The sequence below is a fragment of the Streptosporangium roseum DSM 43021 genome (assembly GCF_000024865.1).
Lineage (GTDB): Bacteria > Actinomycetota > Actinomycetes > Streptosporangiales > Streptosporangiaceae > Streptosporangium > Streptosporangium roseum.
The window spans coordinates 6,945,215-6,961,597 of record NC_013595.1 but is presented as its reverse complement, the minus strand read 5'-3'; the positions used below and the strand labels follow the sequence as shown (position 1 = coordinate 6,961,597).

Below are 16,383 nucleotides of genomic sequence, written 5' to 3'. Positions count from 1 at the left end.
TGTACCTGCTTGAGACCTTCTGTAAGGGGTGTCCGTTATGTGGAAGCCGGGCAGAGGGTTGACAGGGTGGACGGCTGGGAGGAGTCCCGCCGTGTCCGGCTGACGCCAACGGGAGGGAGCCGGCTGTGACCACTGTGCAGCAGAGGCCCACGCTTGTGCCTGCCGCCAAGGGATCGAGGCTCGCGTCGTGGCTGTCCTCGACCGACCACAAGGTCATCGGATATCTCTACCTGATCGCTTCATTCGTGTTCTTCCTGATCGCCGGGGTCATGGCCCTGGTCATCCGGGCGGAGCTGGCCCATCCCGGACTCCAGGTGGTCAACGAGCAGCAGTACAACCAGCTGTTCACCATGCACGGCACTCTGATGCTGCTGCTGTTCGCCACGCCGCTGTTCGCCGGATTCGCCAACGTGATCATGCCGTTGCAGATCGGCGCGCCCGACGTGGCCTTCCCCCGCCTGAACATGGTGAGCTTCTGGCTCTTCCTGTTCGGCGGGATCATCACGCTCAGCGGCTTCACCACCAACGGGGGCGCCGCCGACTTCGGGTGGACGGGATACGCGCCCCTGTCGGTCGCCACGTACTCCCCGCAGCCCGGCGGTGACCTGTGGATCGTCGGCCTGGTGATGGCGGGCCTCGGCACGATCCTCGGCTCGGTCAACTTCATCACCACGATCATCTGCATGCGCGCACCCGGCATGACCATGTTCCGGATGCCGATGTTCACCTGGAACGTGCTGCTGACCGGCCTGCTCGTGCTGATCGCCTTCCCGGTGCTGGCCGCCGCCCTGCTGGCCCTGGAGGCCGACCGCAAGTTCGGCACGCACATCTACGCGCCCGAGACCGGGGGGCCGATGCTCTGGCAGCACCTGTTCTGGTTCTTCGGCCACCCCGAGGTCTACGTCATCGCGCTGCCGTTCTTCGGCATCGTGACCGAGGTCCTCCCGGTCTTCAGCCGCAAGCCGCTGTTCGGCTACATCGGCCTCGTCGGCGCGACCATCGCCATCGCCGGTCTGTCGATCACCGTGTGGGCGCACCACATGTTCGCGACGGGCCGGGTATTGCTGCCGTTCTTCTCGTTCATGACGTTCCTCATCGCGGTACCGACCGGGGTGAAGTTCTTCAACTGGATCGGCACGATGTGGCGAGGGCATCTGTCCTTCGAGTCGCCGATGCTGTTCTCGATCGGCTTCCTGGTCACCTTCCTGCTGGGCGGGCTGACCGGAGTCATCCTGGCCTCGCCGCCGCTGGACTTCCAGGTGACCGACTCCTACTTCGTCGTGGCCCACTTCCACTACGTCGTCTTCGGCACCGTGGTGTTCGCGATGTTCGCGGGCTTCTACTTCTGGTGGCCCAAGATGACCGGCAAGATGCTCAACGACACCCTGGGCAAGGTCCACTTCTGGATGCTGTTCATCGGCTTCCACACCACCTTCCTGGTCCAGCACTGGCTGGGCGCGGAGGGCATGCCGCGCCGCTACGCCGACTACAGCGCGGTCGACGGCTTCACCGGCCTGAACCTGATCTCCTCGATCGGCGCCCTCATCCTCGGCGTCTCCACGCTGCCGTTCCTCTACAACGTGTGGATGACCAGCCGGCGCGCGCCGAAGGTGACCAGGGACGACCCGTGGGGCTTCGGAAACTCGCTGGAGTGGGCGACCTCCTGCCCGCCGCCGCGGCACAACTTCATCTCGCTGCCGCGCATCCGGTCCGAGCGCCCGGCCTTCGACCTGCACCATCCCCGGGTGGAGGCCCAGCCGCGCCAGCTCGACCCGACCGCGCCCGCCGAAGAGATCTGAGGGCCCTCCTCTCACGCCGCCCGGCGCCCTTCCCGGAGCCGCCCGCCGTCCGCGTCCGGTGCGCGCCCGCCGCCGGTGTCCGATGCCCATTCGGCCTCCGGGGGTATATGGCGGAGCCATAAGTCCGGGCTATACATCCGCGCCGTGCATTCGGCGCCGCGCGGGGTGAGCGGGGCCGGCCGGCCGGCGCCGTACACCGGGCCCATTTCGCGTCCGCGGTGATGTGCCCGTCCGCCCCGCGGTCCGGCTCCGCCGCGCTGACCTGCCATGGAGGGGGCCACCGACGGCGTTGGAGTGGAAATCATCACCATTTTCTAACAAACGACCATTTATTGCAGTTTGACAACATCATTTGGCGCTTTTACTGCCGCTTTACCTTCTCGTCTAACGTCCCGCTCGGCGCGTGCATCAGGCGCGCCGGGGACGTCCGCGCCCGGCGAACCCGGGCAGGGAGGGTATGCGTTGTCCAGCAGAGGCAGAGGCGTCGGCAAACGCCTTCTCGCGATAGTGCCCGTGGTCGGCCTGGCCGCCGCGGGACTGGCGATGGGCGGTACGTCGGCGGAGGCCGACACCTCGGCCGCGCGGTATCAGCCGACCGCGGCCGACTACTACATCAACTACGCGCCCCCGAGGGACGAGCCGGAGGTCGACGACCCGGCCGCGCCCGACGCCAAGGCGCGCAAGGTCAGCCCGTCCAAGAAGCTCCAGCAGAAGTTCACCGGTGGCAACCCCGCCGCCGCGCGGGTGCTGGCCGCCCGCGAGGCCGAGGCGATCCGGACCGGGCGCAACCCCGCGGACTTCCTGTTCAAGAAGGCGAAGACCACCACGTCGGCCAAGCTGCTCACCTTGCTGGTGGAGTTCGACGACAAGGCCAACGACGACTTCTCCGGCTTCGTCCGCCCGCCGGACGCGCGGAGCGAGGACCCGGCCGAGTGCGTCACCGAGCCGCCGGGCACGCTGCTCAACGGCCCGCTGCACAACAAGATCCCCGACCCCGCGTCGCTGCCCGCCAAGGACAACAACAGCTTCTGGGTACCGGACTTCAGCCCCGAGCACTTCAACAAGATGCTCTACAGCAAGGACGGCATCACCCAGCGCGTCCGCCCCGACCTGACCGACCCCCGGGACGGGCGCAAGGGCATCGACATCTCCAAGCACACCATGAAGAACATGTACGAGGAGATGTCCAAGGGCGCCTACACGGTCTCCGGGCAGGCGAGCCCGTGGATCAAGGTCCCGCACTCCGAGGCCTACTACGGCGCGCGCGCCTGCGGCAAGGAGATCCAGGACATGACCGGCCACCCGAGCAACCCGCTCGGCCCCGGCCAGCTCGCCATCGACGCGGTGAACACCCTGGCCGCCGCCAACCCGGACTTCCCCTGGGCCGACTACGACGTCGAGGACGTCGCCGACTCCGACGGCGACGGCAACTTCGCCGAGCCGGACGGGGTGGTCGACCACCTCGTGCTGGTCCACGCCGGCAAGGACAAGTCCTCCGACGGCGGCGCCGAGGGCCCCTACGCGATCTGGGCGCACTCCAGCGCGGTCGCGGGCGGCTACCAGGTCCCCGGCAAGAGCGTGAAGATCTCCAACTACATCGTGCAGCCGGAGGACTCCGGCGTCGGCGTCTTCGCCCACGAGTACGGCCACGACCTCGGCCTGCCGGACCTCTACGACACCAGCGGCCAGGCCTCCTCGGCCGTCGACTTCTGGGACCTGATGTCCAGCGGCTCGCACAGCGGCCCGATCTTCCAGTCGATGCCGACCCACATGGGTCTGTGGGACAAGTGGATCCTCGGCTGGGCCAACCCCAAGGTCTTCAACCCCGGTGACCGCGCCCGCGCGGTGACGGTGGGCCAGACCTCGCGCACGCCCAAGTTCACCGAGGACGGCCTCCGGGTCAACCTGACCAGCGCGCCGCTGGAGATGATCGAGCCGCACAGCGGCACCAAGGCACTCTGGTCCAACCTCGACCAGGAGTGGGCCGACTCCAAGATCACTCGTGACGTCCAGGTGCCCGCCGGGACCGACGTGAAGTTCTGGCTCTGGAACAACTACGAGATCGAGGAGGACTGGGACTTCGGCTTCGTCGAGGTCTCCGTCGACGGCGGCGCGACCTATGCCCAGCAGAAGGTCTACACCGAGGGCGGCGCCCTGGTCTCCACCGACGACGGCTACGGGGACCCCAACAAGAACCTCGTCAAGTTCGGCAACAAGAAGTACGGCCTCACCGGCAACACCAACGGCTGGCGGCACGACTACGTCGACCTGGCCCCGTTCGCCGGCAAGACCGTCAAGCTCCGGCTGACCTACGACACCGACGCGGCCTTCTCCCCGCGCGGCTGGCACGCCGACGACTTCGCCCTCACCAACGGCACCCAGACCGTCTGGAGCGACGACGTCGAGAGCGGCCTCAACGGCTGGGTGCCGAGCGGTGGCACCTTCACCAACACCCACGGCCAGGGCTGGGTCGTCAACGACGGCCAGCGGGAGGTCTCGCGGTTCTACCTCGCCGAGTGGCGCAACTTCGACGGCTTCGACAAGGGCCTGCAGTACGCCTACGACACCAACTACTCCCGCGACGGGGCGTGGAAGGTCGAGAAGTTCAAGTACAACGCCCCGGGCCTGCTGGTCTGGTACCGCGACTCGACCTTCACCAACAACTCGCTGATCAACAACCTCGAACTGCCGCCGAGCCTCGGCTCCAAGGGCAGCCTGATGATCGTCGACTCGCACTACGAGCCGCTGCGCCGTACCGGTGTGGCGGCGGAGAAGGACGGCGAGCTCAGGGACAACCTGCAGGGACGCGTCCAGACCGGCAACGCGGCCTTCTCCTTCGGCAAGACCTACCCCTTCACCGAGTGCGTGGAGGCCGCGGGCGAGCCGTTCAGCGAGTACTGCACCAAGATCGGCACGCAGCGCGGCGTCACGGAGTTCACCGACGCCAAGACCTGGTACCCGGGCATGGAGGTCCGCAACGGGGCGCTCGGCTACCGCGACTTCGACGCCTCGGTGGTCGTCCCGTCCAAGGGCGACCAGCCCTACAGCACCCGGGTCGTCAACGTCGACGGCACCCCGGCCACCGAGCTGTACGGCACCGACCTCGGCAACGGCCACGTCCTCGGCACCGGCAACCCCGGCGACGAGGGCAAGGCCCTGGGCGTGAAGTTCCAGCTCCTCACCCCGCTCCCGGGCAACCTCGGCGCGGTCGTCTACGTGACCCCGCCCAAGCAGTAGTCCCGCTCCGCCGGTCGCCGCCCCCGTGAGGGAGCCGCCGCCGGCGGATCGACCGGCATGACGGCGGCCCCGCGATCACATGTGTGATCGCGGGGCCGCTGCCGTCATGATCACGCCGCGACCGGATCGCCGGCACCGCAGTGCCCGGAGGGGATCCGGGCCGATCCCGTCCCTCACGGGCGGCGCGGCCGGACCCGGTGCGACGGCCGCGCCCTCCGCCTGCCGGATGGCGCGGCCGTCGCACCGGCAGTGTCCCACCGGCGGATCGGCCCTACGATCGGAGATCTAGGGCGCGGACCCCTGACTTCAGCCATGAGGGTAAGCCCTTCTATCGAATCTTTGAGCGGTAGATAGGCTGCTGCCGTATATTGATCCAGGTGGCTGCGACCTTGCGTACGAACAGCAATATCGCCTTTCAGTGCGCCTTTCACGTGGTGTGGTGCCCCAAGTACCGCAGGCGGGTGCTGGACGGACGGATCGAAGCGCGACTGAAAGAGCTGATCCACGAGGTGATCGAGGAGAAAGGGGCGTGGCCGGTGGAGGTGGACGTCATGCCCGACCACGTTCACCTGCTGGTCGAGGTGGATCCCCAGCTCGGGATCCACAAGCTGGTCAAGGCCATCAAAGGCCGCACCTCCCGCGTCCTGCGCCAGGAGTTCCCGAGCTTGAGGTCCAAGCTGCCTACGTTGTGGACCAACTCCTACTTCGTGGCCACGGCCGGTGGGGTGCCCCTGGATGCCGTCAAGCGGTACGTCGAGAACCAGAAGAACCGGTGAGGCATCGTGCTGACCGGACGCCGCTACCGCCTGGACCTCACCCCCGGCCAGGCGGAGTTCGCCGAGCGGATCGGCGGAGCATGCCGGTCGGTGTGGAACACCGCCCTGGAACAGCGCCGTGTCCACCACCGGCGCGGCGCGTGGATCGGCTACCACGAGCAGGCCCGCCAGCTTGTGGAGGCCAAGGGCGAGTTCGGCTGGCTGGCCGAGGTGCCCGGCCGCTGTCTTCAGCAGACGCTCATCGACCTGGACCAGGCATGCGCCAAGCACGGCACGTGGAAGGTGCGCTGGAAGTCGCGGGTGAGGAACGCCCCGAGCTTCCGCTTCCCCGAGGGCGGGAAGATCACGGTCGAGCGGTTGAACCGGCGCTGGGCGCGGGCGAAGCTCCCCAAGCTCGGCTGGGTCCGCTTGCGCATCACCCGCCCGCTCGGCGGGAAGATCAAGAATGCCACCGTCTGCCGGGACGGCAGGCACTGGTACATCAGCTTCCTCGTCGAGGACGGACTCGCCCCGCCTGAGCGGCACGCGAACCCCGGCAGTAGGGTGGGGATCGACCGGGGCGTGGTCAAGGTCGTGACCCGCTCGGACGGCATCTTCCACCACCGGGTGTTCGCCCGCGACCGGGAAGCCGCGCATGCCAAGAAGCTCCAGCGAGACTTCGCCCGGACCGCGAGGGGGTCGGCCCGGCGCAAGAAAGCTGCCGGGCGGGTCGCCGACCTGGCGGGCAGGATCGGCAGACGCCGCCAGGATTTTGCCGCCAAGACCGCCTGCGTCCTGGCCACGGGCTTTGAGCTGGTGGTGTTCGAGGCTTTGGCGACCAAGAACATGACCGCCGGTGTCGAGCCCAGGCCGGACCCCGAGCGGCCGGGTGCGTTCCTGCCGAACGGGGCAGCGAGCAAGTCCGGCCTGAATCGGTCCATCCTGGACAATGGCTGGCACCGGATCGAGGTGGCCACCATCGGCAAGGCCCGTTACACGGGCACCCACGTGATCAAGGTCAATCCTGCGTACACCAGTCAGAGGTGCAACGTGTGCACGGCGGTGGACGGGAAGTCCCGCGAGAGCCAAGCGGTCTTCCGGTGCACCTCGTGCGGACACACCGAGCACGCTGATGTGAACGCCGCCAAGAACATCCTCACCGCCGGGAGGGCGGAGCACGCACAACCCAGACCGGGTGTGCGCGTTGGGGCGCGCAAACCACGCAACCGCGTGGGCCGGAAGGCAAACCGCCAAGCAACAGCGGCTCAGGTCACCGCGCAGACGGAGCCCGAGCCGGCTGGAATCCCCCGACTTTAGTCGTGGGGAGCGCTTCAATTGCAGGGAACACCCGATCGAAGAGGGGCAGTGTGGGAGAGCTTCGCAGCAAGGCCGAGCACACCGAGGCCGTCCGGACCGGACGCCGGATCTGCGTGGTGGTCAACACCAGGTCGCGCCGTGGCCGCCGCCTCTACCCCGAGGTGGTCCGCACGCTCCGGGCCGAGGGCTTCGAGCCGATCCGTCTGTACCCCCTGGACGACCCCAGGCGCCTGCGCGCCACGCTGGAGGCGGCCCTGGACGCCAAGCCGGACCTGCTCGTCGTGGGCGGCGGCGACGGCACCCTCAGCGCCGCCGTCAAGCACGTCGCCCACCGCGACGTCGCTCTCGGCGTGCTGCCGCTGGGGACCACCAACAACTTCGCCCGCAGCCTCGGTCTCCCGCTCGACCTGCCCGGCGCGATCCGGGTGTTCCACACCGGCAAGGTCGCCGACATCGACCTGGGGATCGCCGGCGACCGGGAGTTCGCCAACCTGGCCAGCTTCGGCGTCTCCGTCGAGGTGGCCGGCAAGGTCAAGCCCTGGCTCAAGCGCATCCTCGGCCGTGCGGCCTACCCGCTCACCGCCCTGACGATCCTCCCTCACCACCAGCCGTTCCGCGCCTTCATCACGGTGGACGGCCGGCGCCACGAGCTGCTCACCCATCAGCTCAACATCGCCAACGGCCGCTTCCACGGCGGCTGGCAGGTGGCCAGGGACATCAGCATCGACAACGGCCTGCTGGTCGCCTACCAGCTCGGCTCGGGCAAGCGCCTGAGGCTGCTGGGGGAGACCCTGGTCCGCGCCACCGGCGGCCGCTGGCGCAGCCTGGCGGGCGGCCCCTTCGTGGTCGGCCGGGAGATGCACCTGGAGACCGAGCCCCCGATGGCCGCCGACGTCGACGGCGAGGTCCGCCTGATGACCCCCATCACGATCCGGACCGTCCCCAACGGCCTGCGGGTGATGGTCCCCGACCACTTCGTCGACTCCTGACCCGGCCCGGTCCCCGCGCCGCTCCCGGTGCCCGGTCCCTGATTGGGGCCGGGTCTGGGGGGTAGGCGGTCATCCTGAGGGGTTGGAGGAGACATGGCATCTCTGGTGGACCGTATCCGGAGCTATCTGAGCAGTCCGCAGGGGCGGAGAAACGTCGAGAAGGCCAAGATGATGGCCCGCGACCCGCGCAACCAGCGCAGGCTGCGGGAGTTCATGAACCGTTTCCGCTCAGGCGGCTCCAGGCACTAGACGAGCGGCCCGTGGCCCCGGGACGGTCCGCCGTCCCGGCGGCCGCGGGCCGCCCTTCACGGCTGTCGCCCGGACATGCGCCGGAATCTGTTCCGGAGCCTGTCGAGCAGGAGGGGCTCCGCCGGTTCCGTCGCGAGTCCCTCGCGTGCCCGCCGCAGGGCGCCCAGCGCCTCCACCGCGTCCGGCCGCTTGGCGGGCGAGTGATCGCGCATGCGCCGCAGCAGCTCCATGACCTCCGCCGGCACGCCGTCCGCGGAGATCTCGGCGTCCGGGCTGGCCGGGGGCAGCAGGCCGGTCAGCAGACGGAAGGCGATCACCCCGGCCGCGTACACGTCCGACGCGGCCGTCATCCGCTCGGGCCTGCCCTGGCACTCGGGGGCCACGTAATGGGTGTCGAGGACGTTGGGGAGCTCGTTGGCCACGGTGTGCGCACGGGGGCCCGGCTTGGCGTAGTCGAAGCCGGTCAGCATCGCCCGGCCGTCCTCGGTCACCAGGACGCAGGCCGGGCTGAGCGCCCGGTGGATGACCTTGTTGGCGTGGACGTGGGCCAGCCCCACCAGCATGTCGTCGATCAGGTCGAGCATCGCGCCGGTCGACAGCGACCGCCGTGAGGCGGTGAGGTGCAGGTGCAGCGCCTGGCCGTGCACGTCGTCGAGGACCAGCACGAACCGGCTCTCGTCGTCGATCGCGAAGAAGTCGCGTGAGCGCACGACGCACGGGTGCGGGGGGATCCGGGTGAGGGACTGGTAGGCGTTGGCGATCAGCCGCCGCTCGGCCGCGCGCGGCTCCTCCTCGGCCAGCGGGTCGGCCCGGTACACCCGCAGCAGCACCGTCTCGCTCCCCGGGACCGTCGCGTTGATCGCGCGGTACTCGGTCACCCGGTTGTCCCCGCCGAGCTGCTCCTCCACCTCCCAGTTGCCGAACCGCGGCGGCGCGGTGGAGCGCCGCACGGCGCCGTTCAGCGCCTCGATGATCGCGGTGCGGTACGGCCTCACGTCCGTCGTGTAGCCGCGCCTGACGCGGGAGGCGTCGCTCAGCGTGCCGACCAGGCCGGGCAGGTCGGTGACGTGCCGCGAGTCACGGCCGGCCGGGTCCACCAGCTCGGCGTCGGGACCGGTCAGCGTGACGACGCTGTCGACGTAGACCCGCTCCAGCTCACGGCGCTCCTGGGTGAGCAGCCCCTTGAGCGCGCGCCCGTTGCCGCGCAGCTTGGCGACCGGGGAGCCGAAGGCGTCCCGCCGCGCGGGGAACCAGCGCGTCCCGGCGACCTCGATCCGGCCGCGCGTGCCCTTGACGTCGATGAGGCAGAGCGAGTGGCCGGTCAGGACGATCACGTCGACCTCGAAGCTGTCGTCGCCGCGCGGCACCTCGATGTTGTGCAGCAGCAGCCAGTCACCGGGGGCGTTGTCCCGCAGATGGGCGATGACCCGCCGCTCGGCATCGTTGACCGGGCGTCCGCCACCGACGATCTGTGCCATCTCTCGCGCGCCGCCCTTCTCACCGTGCACCGAAGTAGGGCAAGGGTCTCATGCTCACGTGTATCTCTACTTTTCCGCCACTCTGACGGGCCCGGAGTATCCATGATCATGACACATCCCCGGCCTCGGAGAGGGGATCGAAACGTCGCCACAGCATGACCGAAACGCCGCCGAGGCGCGGAGGTCCACCGTCCTCCGGCGGCCCGGCCCTCCGGCGGCCCGGCATGGAGCGTGCGGTCCGGCGCGGAACGGGCGTCCCGGCATGGAGCGTGCGGCCCGGTGCGGAAAGGGCGGCCCGGTGCGGAAAGGGCGGCCCGGCCGTCAGGCGCCGCACCGGGCCGGTCGGACGGCTGGACGGCCTCGGCCGTGCCGGGCCGGGCCGTACGCGCGGAGCCCGCCGTCGGCCAGGGGCCGGCGACGGATACGCTCGGCTGCCATGGAACCCATGGAAATCGCCGCAGGAAGGCTTCACCTCCGGCCGTGGCGTCCGGCCGACACCGAGGTCGTGGCGGAGGCGCTGAACGATCCGGAGATCAGCAGATGGGCGCCCGCCCCCATGGCCGACTCGGACGAGAAGGCGTGGATCGCCGACCGGATCGCGGGATGGGCCGACGACTCGTCATTCGCGTTCGCGATCGCGGACGCGACGACCGGCCAGGTGCTGGGCCACATCAGGGTCAAGTCCGTCGTCGACGGGGCCGGAGAGGTCGGCTACTGGGTCCTGCCCGCGGCCCGGGGCAAGGGCGTGGCCGCTCACGCGCTGGGCGCGGTCGCGCGGTGGGCGTTCGCCTGCCTGGAGCTGTCCCGGCTGGACCTGCTGCATGCCGCCGCGAACACCGCCTCCTGCAGGGTCGCGCAGAAGAGCGGGTTCGCGCTGACCAGGCTGCTCGACGAACCGTCCTGGGACGGGGGAGAGGAGACCGTCGAGGTCCATCTCCACGCGCTCTCGCACAGCGGATGAGGCACGCGCCAGGGGGACCGGCGCACGCGTGACAGCTCACTGCGACCGCTGACCGGCGCGCCGGTCAGCCACCCCCTCCTCGCCCCTCCTCGCCGAGAACGCCGCGCCCGGACGGGGCGGTGGCGAGGCGGCGCATGACCTTGCCCGTGGTCAGCCGGCGGACGTGGGCGCCGCCGGGCCTCGACCGCCCGGACGGCCGCCACCGCGAGCCGGAGGTTTGCCGTGGCGGGAGAGGGTAGCGCCTTCTCCAGTAGGGACCTGCAGGGAGGAGGCAAGCCATGACCGGCAGTCCGAAGGACGCCCTGTCCACGGCCGAACTGATCCGGCAGATGTCGGAGGAGGTCTCACGCCTCGTCAGAGACGAGCTCCGCCTGGCCAAACTGGAGCTCGCCGAAAAGGGCAGGCACGCTGGAATCGGTGCGGGCCTGTTCGGCGGGGCGGGCGTCGTGGCCCTGTACGGAGGCGGCGCCCTGGTGGCCGCCGTGATCCTGCTCCTCGCCCTGGCGATGCCCGCGTGGGCCGCCGCGGCGATCGTGGGCGTGGTGCTGCTGGCCGTGGCCGCCGTTCTCGGGTTCCTGGGCAAGCGTCAGGTGACCGAGGCCGTTCCGCCGGCGCCTGAGCGGACCATCGAGAGCCTCAGGCACGACATCGACGTGGTGAAGGAGAGGGCACACCGATGACTGAGACAGACCCGGGCAGTCCCGACTTCGAACCCGGAGAAGCCGGGACCACCGGCTCTCGCAGGAAGGGGGTCGGCGAGCCCGTGACACCCGACGAGAGGGAGTCGCTGAACATCCCGCCGAACGCGCCGGACATGGCGGAGGCTCCGCCGGCCGGCCGTGACGGGACGCCCACCACGGATCTCGGTGGCCCGCCGTCCAGCCGTGACGGGACGCCTCACCTGGCGAACGGCACCGATGCCGGAAGAGCCGACGCCGGGACCGGTGCGGGGAGAACGGGCGCGGACCGGACCGGCAGGGCCGGCGCCGCCGTCGCCGGGACGGGCGCGGGCGTGACGGGCACGGCCGGCGTCGGTGGAGCCGGCGACGACAGGCCGGCCGCGGGAGTGACGGGCAAGGAATCCGTGCGGCGGGACATCGAGAACGACCGACGCGAACTAGGTGACACTGTGGAGGCTTTGGTGCACAAGACCGATGTGAAGGGCCGCGTTCAGGAGACCGCCACCCAGGTGGGCGAGGACATCCGCCGGGTGGGAGCGGCCACCGCCGGCACCGCGACCGAGATGGTGAGCCGGGTCAGGGAGGCGGCCCCCGAGATGGTCGGACGGATGAAGGAGGCGGCCCCCGAGGTCGTGGGCCGGGTCAAGGAGATGACCCCCGTCGAGATCAAGGATGCGGCCGGCAAGGTCTCGGCCGAGGCGGGCAAGCGTCCTGTCCTGGCCTTCGCCACGGTGGCCGCGCTCGCCCTGGTCGTCTTCCGGATGCTGAGGCGGGGCAGGAAGAAGTAGGCGAGAGCCCTCCGGGAAGGCCGTCCGAGGCCCTTCCGTCCGGAGAGCGCAGCGAGAGCCGGGCGACGCTGTCGCCCGGCTCTCGCGCGTCAACGTCGTCTTCATCGTCGCCCGGATCTTCGGCTGGGACGCCACCTCGTCGCCGCGGCCGTTCCGCCGCCCGCTTCGAGCCCGTGATGGCCGCCTCCGTGCCGCTCCTGCCGGGGGCACCGCCCATGTCTCCGCCCGGCTTGGCCGTAGTGGCTGCGACCTCCCCTGAGCGCGCCTCCGGTGGGCCGGCTGAATGGGCCGACTGAGCGGGCCGGACGGGCGGGCTGAAGTGGCTGACCGAGCGGGCCGGGCGGGCCGGCTGAAGTGGGCCGGCCGGGCGGGCCGGTTGGGCGGTCAGGACGGGGCGCCGCCGGCGGGGGGTTCGTGGCGGCCGATGGCCGGAGTGTCGCAGGTGGCCAGCTCCCAGTGGCTGACCTCCGGGGCGGTGAGAGCCGCGGTCACCTTCACGCGGATCTGTTCGATGGTCGTGTCGTCCTCGGTGCGCACGCGGACGACGATTTCGCCGTTGGCCGCCATGAGCTCTTTACGCCATTGCGCGGGAAGGAGGGAAAGGATCCGCACTCCGTCGATCGGCGAGTTATTCGGCGGTTCTGACGTGGTGCGCCGTATCGTCAGCTCGACCAGCATTATTCAATTTCCTCACGTACTCCGGGGTGTTTTCCGGAGCAACTTTAGAGCGTCGCGGTGTCCCAGGTGGTGCCGTCGGCGGAGTCCCACGTGGTGCCGTCGGTGCTCGCGGTGTCCCAGGTGGTGCCGTCGGTGCCGGCGGCGTCCCAGGTGGTGCCCGCGGCGACCGTCGAGCTGGAGTCCCAGGTGGTGCCGGCCGCGGCCGTGGCGGAGGAGCCGCCGATGACGGCGGTGATTGCGATGACACCCGAAACAATCGCACCCGAAAGCTTGGCGGCGAACTTGAGGTCGATCAGGGAAGCGGTGGAGTTCTTCATTTTCCGAGCTCTTTTCTTGAGTGGTTGTTCTCTTCCGGTACAACCAACTCTCCGCCTTCCACGACCCTCGGACCAGGCAGAACGGTGTCAGCAAGTTCCCCTCCGATGGCAGTTTGCTGACACCGGATGAGGGCCGCCGGGCCCGGGACGGGGGCCGGGCCCGGCGGGCACGGCGACCGGCTCCACGGCGATCTGCCCGGCCTCGACGCGGCGAACGAGCCAAGTCCGGGGTCGCCGGGGTAATCTGACCGCCTCCCGGGCGGGCGGCGGACCCCCTCCTTTCCGCCCGCCCGGGGCCTTTCCATCAGGAAACGTCCGCGGATCTCCCGGGGAACGCCCGCGGAGCCGTCGCGCCGGAGGGGCCGGCGGCCGTTCCGCCCGAGCGTCCGTGAACCGTTCCGGCGGCCCGGACGTTGTGATCGGTGCCGGGATTGTGAAACTCCTGATCCCGGAGCGGAGACGTCACCCTGAAGGCGGCGTCCTCCGGCAGGACACACAGGAGGTCTCATGCGCCGTGTTCTCGGTATCGCCGCAGGCCTGGCCCTCATCGCAGCCGCCCTGTCCCCGATCACCCCCGCCGAGGCCTCCTGCCTCGACGCCGCGAAGAAGTGCGGGCGGGACGCCCTGATCGCCATCGACGTGAAGGCCAAGGGCACGCCCCGCGCCCATCCGGGCGGGCGCGTCACCTACGTTCTGGACTACTCCATGACCTGGACACCGTCCTTCGCCCCCTACTGGGGTTCCTTCTGGGTGGGCGGCAAGTTTCCCCGGGGCGCCCAGGGCCCGGCCAGGGCCGTGCTCTTCGACGAGAAGGGCAAGCGGCTGGCCGCCTTCACCTGCCGCAGGCACTCCGACGGAGTCTGGTGTGACACCGGCGGCGCGATCCCGCACCGGGGGAGGATCGTCCTCAGCGCCCGCCTCGCCCGTGGCGGCGCGGGGGCGGCCGTGGCCAAGCTCGGCTTCGACAGCTTCGACGGGCTGAACAAGGAGCAGTCCGCCCGGCACCTCAACCGTGAGAAGTCCCGTGCGGAGTTCTGCAACTATCGTTTCACCAGGACCGTCACCACGAGGGTGGACTCTTGAGGGAGGTCGTGATGGAAGCCGGAGTGAGTGGTGTCCACCACGTCAAGATCTGGGTGAGCGACCTGGCGCTGAGCCGCTCCTGGTACGAGCGGGTTCTCGGCCTCGAACTGCGCACCAGCTTCGAGGACGACGACGGCGTGGTCAGGGGCATGGCCTTCGACGTCCCCGGGGCCGGCCTCCAGCTCGCCCTCCGGGAGAACCCGGAGCTGGCCAGGGCCCTTTCCGGCACCGACCCCTTCGCCCTCCAGACCACCGGGGAAGGGCTCGACGCCTGGGCCGCCCACCTCGACGCCCTCGGCGTCCCGCACAGCCCCGTCGTCAGGGCCTCCGCCGGCCACGTCATGGGCTTCCTCGACCCCGACGGCCTCCAGATCCGCCTCTACGCCCCCGACGCCGGGGTCCACGCCGCCCGGGCGGGCCAGGCGGGCACCTATCGTCCGGGCCCCGCCCCGGGCCCGGACGGCGGCCGGGGCTAGGCGCCCGCGGCCATGTCGAAGAAGCGCAGCTCCAGCCGTACGGCGCGGCGGAAGAAGTCGAGCACGCGGAGCTGCCCCTCCGAGGTGAGCCCGGGGCCGAGGCGGTCGAGCTCACCTCGGAGGAACCCCACCCACGCCCGGAACACCGGCCCCTCGTGCAACTCGATCCACTCGCGGTGGACGAAGTTGTCCGGCGACGGCTCCCCGGCCAGGCTCGCCCAGCCGAGATAGCTCCACTCCGCGACCGACAGCACCGCCAGGACGAGCGGATAGTCCAGGCTGGTCCTGGCCTCGTCCATCAGGGCGCGGAAGTCGGCCGTCACCGGCTCCAGCGGCGGGGAGGCCAGGTCCGCCGGGGTGGCGCCGAGGGCGGCCAGCGCGCGGTGGAAGTAGGTCTTCTCCTCGGTCGTGGCGGTCTCGCCGAGGAAGCGGCCGAACGGCACCCGCGACTCGAAGTTGTCCGCGCTGGCCACGGCCGCGCCGAGCAGCGCGGTGAAGGAGTCGACGAACTGGAAGTCCTGGATCAGGTAGCGGCGCATGTCGTCGTCGGCGACGTCGCCCCGGGTGATCGAGGCGGCGAACGGATGGTTCACGACCGCGGTCCACTCCGGCTCGCTCAGCGAGCGCAGCCACTCGCTGAACGCGGGGTCGACGGCGCTCGCGCGCCACTCGTCGTAGGGGACCAGGTCCACCGGGCTTCTCCTCGCGATCTGGGGAACGTCGATCAGCGTGAATGCTAGTCCGCCGCCGGATCAACGGCCGTCGCGCCGGAAGGCCGGCCGCCGTCGCCTACGATCACTGGATGTGACCGCCTACCAGGCACTCGCGGCCGACCTGCGCGACCGGATCGTCTCGGGGGAGTTCCAGCCCGGCGACAGGCTGCCCATCGAGCCCGACCTCTGCGTCCGGTACGGCGTGAGCCGCAGCACGGTCCGTGAGGCGCTGCGCCTGCTGGCCAGCCAGAACCTGATCAGGACCGTCCGGGGGGTGACCGGCGGCAGTTTCGTCGCCCACCCCGACCCCGACCACATCAGCGCCTACCTGGAGACCAGCTTCGACCTGATGCGGGTGGGCATCGGCCAGCTGATGGAGATCCGCGAGCTGCTGGAGGTCCCGGCCGCCGGGCTGGCCGCGCTGCGCCGTACCGGGGCGGACCTGGAGCGCCTGCGCGGCTGCATCGTCGGGGCCAGCGGCAGGGAGCCCGGCGAGGTCTTCGCGCCCAACCGCGACTTCCACATCGTCCTGTTCCGCGCGGCCGGCAACCCGCTGCTGGAGGTCGTCGCCCGGCCGGTCTTCGAGGTGCTGGAGGGCCGCTTCGTCCGCGACCGCGCCCCGCGGGCCGCACTCGACGGCATCGACCGGGAGCACCGCGACATCCTGCGCCACATCGAGGCGGGCGACGCCGAGGGGGCGCGGCGGGCCACCCTGGAACACCTGGACAACCTCCGGACCGCCTACTACCCCAGCGTGGAGCCGCGGGAGTAGCCTCCGGCACTCCCGGCCCGCCTGTCCCGCCGCGCCCGGACCGGCCCGCGCCCACCTGGCCGTCGCGTGGAAACAACCAAGCAAGCCATTG

16 protein-coding genes are annotated in these 16,383 nt (G+C 70.4%); 12 read left to right on the top strand and 4 right to left on the bottom strand.

Features of this window, described 5'->3' with window-relative positions; translation table 11 throughout:
- The first annotated feature begins 125 nt into the window (after positions 1–125).
- From ctaD to SROS_RS51305, 6 genes are all read left to right on the top strand, one after another.
- On the top strand, positions 126–1,799 hold the full coding sequence (gene ctaD / locus SROS_RS30685; protein ID WP_012892809.1) for an aa3-type cytochrome oxidase subunit I: 1,674 nt from the start codon (positions 126–128) through the stop codon (positions 1,797–1,799).
- Between the two features lie 462 nt (positions 1,800–2,261).
- Positions 2,262–5,036, top strand: coding sequence for an immune inhibitor A domain-containing protein (locus SROS_RS30680; RefSeq protein WP_012892807.1), 2,775 nt, complete (start codon positions 2,262–2,264; stop codon positions 5,034–5,036).
- A gap of 377 nt (positions 5,037–5,413) precedes the next feature.
- Positions 5,414–5,812 carry an IS200/IS605 family transposase gene (gene tnpA, locus SROS_RS30675; RefSeq protein ID WP_043653256.1) on the top strand — a complete coding sequence of 133 codons (399 nt, stop codon included), beginning with the start codon at positions 5,414–5,416 and terminating at the stop codon, positions 5,810–5,812.
- Positions 5,813–5,818: 6 nt separating this feature from the next.
- Positions 5,819–7,108 carry an RNA-guided endonuclease InsQ/TnpB family protein gene (locus SROS_RS30670; RefSeq protein WP_012892805.1) on the top strand — a complete coding sequence of 430 codons (1,290 nt, stop codon included), beginning with the start codon at positions 5,819–5,821 and terminating at the stop codon, positions 7,106–7,108.
- Positions 7,109–7,158: 50 nt separating this feature from the next.
- Positions 7,159–8,097 carry a diacylglycerol/lipid kinase family protein gene (locus SROS_RS30665; protein WP_012892804.1) on the top strand — a complete coding sequence of 313 codons (939 nt, stop codon included), beginning with the start codon at positions 7,159–7,161 and terminating at the stop codon, positions 8,095–8,097.
- Positions 8,098–8,190: 93 nt separating this feature from the next.
- Complete coding sequence (locus SROS_RS51305) at positions 8,191–8,346, top strand: hypothetical protein (RefSeq protein WP_012892803.1); 156 nt, start codon at positions 8,191–8,193, stop codon at positions 8,344–8,346.
- A gap of 56 nt (positions 8,347–8,402) precedes the next feature.
- On the opposite strand, the gene mads6 is transcribed toward SROS_RS51305, so the two are convergent.
- Positions 8,403–9,824, bottom strand: coding sequence for a methylation-associated defense system protein kinase MAD6 (gene mads6 / locus SROS_RS30660; protein WP_012892802.1), 1,422 nt, complete (start codon positions 9,822–9,824; stop codon positions 8,403–8,405).
- Positions 9,825–10,260: 436 nt separating this feature from the next.
- On the opposite strand from mads6, the gene SROS_RS30655 reads away from it, so the two are divergent.
- From SROS_RS30655 to SROS_RS46305, 3 genes are all read left to right on the top strand, one after another.
- On the top strand, positions 10,261–10,785 hold the full coding sequence (locus SROS_RS30655; protein WP_012892801.1) for a GNAT family N-acetyltransferase: 525 nt from the start codon (positions 10,261–10,263) through the stop codon (positions 10,783–10,785).
- A 278-nt stretch (positions 10,786–11,063) separates the two neighbouring features.
- The gene (locus tag SROS_RS30650) at positions 11,064–11,465 is read left to right on the top strand and encodes a phage holin family protein (RefSeq protein ID WP_012892800.1); all 402 of its coding nucleotides are present in this window, start codon (positions 11,064–11,066) and stop codon (positions 11,463–11,465) included.
- Entirely contained in the window at positions 11,462–12,253 is a 792-nt protein-coding gene (locus SROS_RS46305) for a DUF3618 domain-containing protein (protein ID WP_012892799.1), read from the top strand. The genes SROS_RS30650 and SROS_RS46305 overlap by 4 nt, the downstream gene beginning before the upstream one ends.
- Positions 12,254–12,637: 384 nt before the next feature.
- Here the strand turns inward: SROS_RS46305 and SROS_RS30640 are convergent, their stop codons facing one another.
- Positions 12,638–12,931: a hypothetical protein gene (locus tag SROS_RS30640; RefSeq protein WP_012892798.1), complete on the bottom strand. Its 294-nt coding sequence runs from the start codon at positions 12,929–12,931 to the stop codon at positions 12,638–12,640.
- Between the two features lie 44 nt (positions 12,932–12,975).
- Entirely contained in the window at positions 12,976–13,248 is a 273-nt protein-coding gene (locus tag SROS_RS30635; RefSeq protein WP_012892797.1) for a hypothetical protein, read from the bottom strand.
- Between the two features lie 507 nt (positions 13,249–13,755).
- Between SROS_RS30635 and SROS_RS30630 the strand changes: the two genes are divergently transcribed.
- A complete protein-coding gene (locus SROS_RS30630; RefSeq protein ID WP_012892796.1) occupies positions 13,756–14,331 on the top strand; it encodes a hypothetical protein in 576 nt (191 codons plus the stop codon).
- Positions 14,332–14,342: 11 nt separating this feature from the next.
- Positions 14,343–14,807 carry a VOC family protein gene (locus SROS_RS30625; RefSeq protein WP_012892795.1) on the top strand — a complete coding sequence of 155 codons (465 nt, stop codon included), beginning with the start codon at positions 14,343–14,345 and terminating at the stop codon, positions 14,805–14,807.
- Here the strand turns inward: SROS_RS30625 and SROS_RS30620 are convergent.
- Positions 14,804–15,499 carry a TenA family protein gene (locus SROS_RS30620; protein WP_012892794.1) on the bottom strand — a complete coding sequence of 232 codons (696 nt, stop codon included), beginning with the start codon at positions 15,497–15,499 and terminating at the stop codon, positions 14,804–14,806. The two genes, SROS_RS30625 and SROS_RS30620, sit on opposite strands and share 4 nt — an antisense overlap.
- A 112-nt stretch (positions 15,500–15,611) precedes the next feature.
- On the opposite strand from SROS_RS30620, the gene SROS_RS30615 reads away from it, so the two are divergent.
- Positions 15,612–16,292, top strand: coding sequence for a FadR/GntR family transcriptional regulator (locus tag SROS_RS30615; RefSeq protein ID WP_012892793.1), 681 nt, complete (start codon positions 15,612–15,614; stop codon positions 16,290–16,292).
- Positions 16,293–16,383: the final 91 nt, after the last annotated feature.

Excerpts from the sequence above, each read along its gene's own strand:
- SROS_RS51305 (WP_012892803.1), top strand. The coding sequence starts at position 8,191 with ATGGCATCTCTGGTGGACCGTATCCGGAGCTATCTGAGCAGTCCGCAG.
- mads6 (WP_012892802.1), bottom strand. The coding sequence starts at position 9,824 with ATGGCACAGATCGTCGGTGGCGGACGCCCGGTCAACGATGCCGAGCGG.
- SROS_RS30655 (WP_012892801.1), top strand. The coding sequence starts at position 10,261 with ATGGAACCCATGGAAATCGCCGCAGGAAGGCTTCACCTCCGGCCGTGG.
- SROS_RS30650 (WP_012892800.1), top strand. The coding sequence starts at position 11,064 with ATGACCGGCAGTCCGAAGGACGCCCTGTCCACGGCCGAACTGATCCGG.
- SROS_RS46305 (WP_012892799.1), top strand. The coding sequence starts at position 11,462 with ATGACTGAGACAGACCCGGGCAGTCCCGACTTCGAACCCGGAGAAGCC.
- SROS_RS30640 (WP_012892798.1), bottom strand. The coding sequence starts at position 12,931 with ATGCTGGTCGAGCTGACGATACGGCGCACCACGTCAGAACCGCCGAAT.
- SROS_RS30635 (WP_012892797.1), bottom strand. The coding sequence starts at position 13,248 with ATGAAGAACTCCACCGCTTCCCTGATCGACCTCAAGTTCGCCGCCAAG.
- SROS_RS30630 (WP_012892796.1), top strand. The coding sequence starts at position 13,756 with ATGCGCCGTGTTCTCGGTATCGCCGCAGGCCTGGCCCTCATCGCAGCC.
- SROS_RS30625 (WP_012892795.1), top strand. The coding sequence starts at position 14,343 with ATGGAAGCCGGAGTGAGTGGTGTCCACCACGTCAAGATCTGGGTGAGC.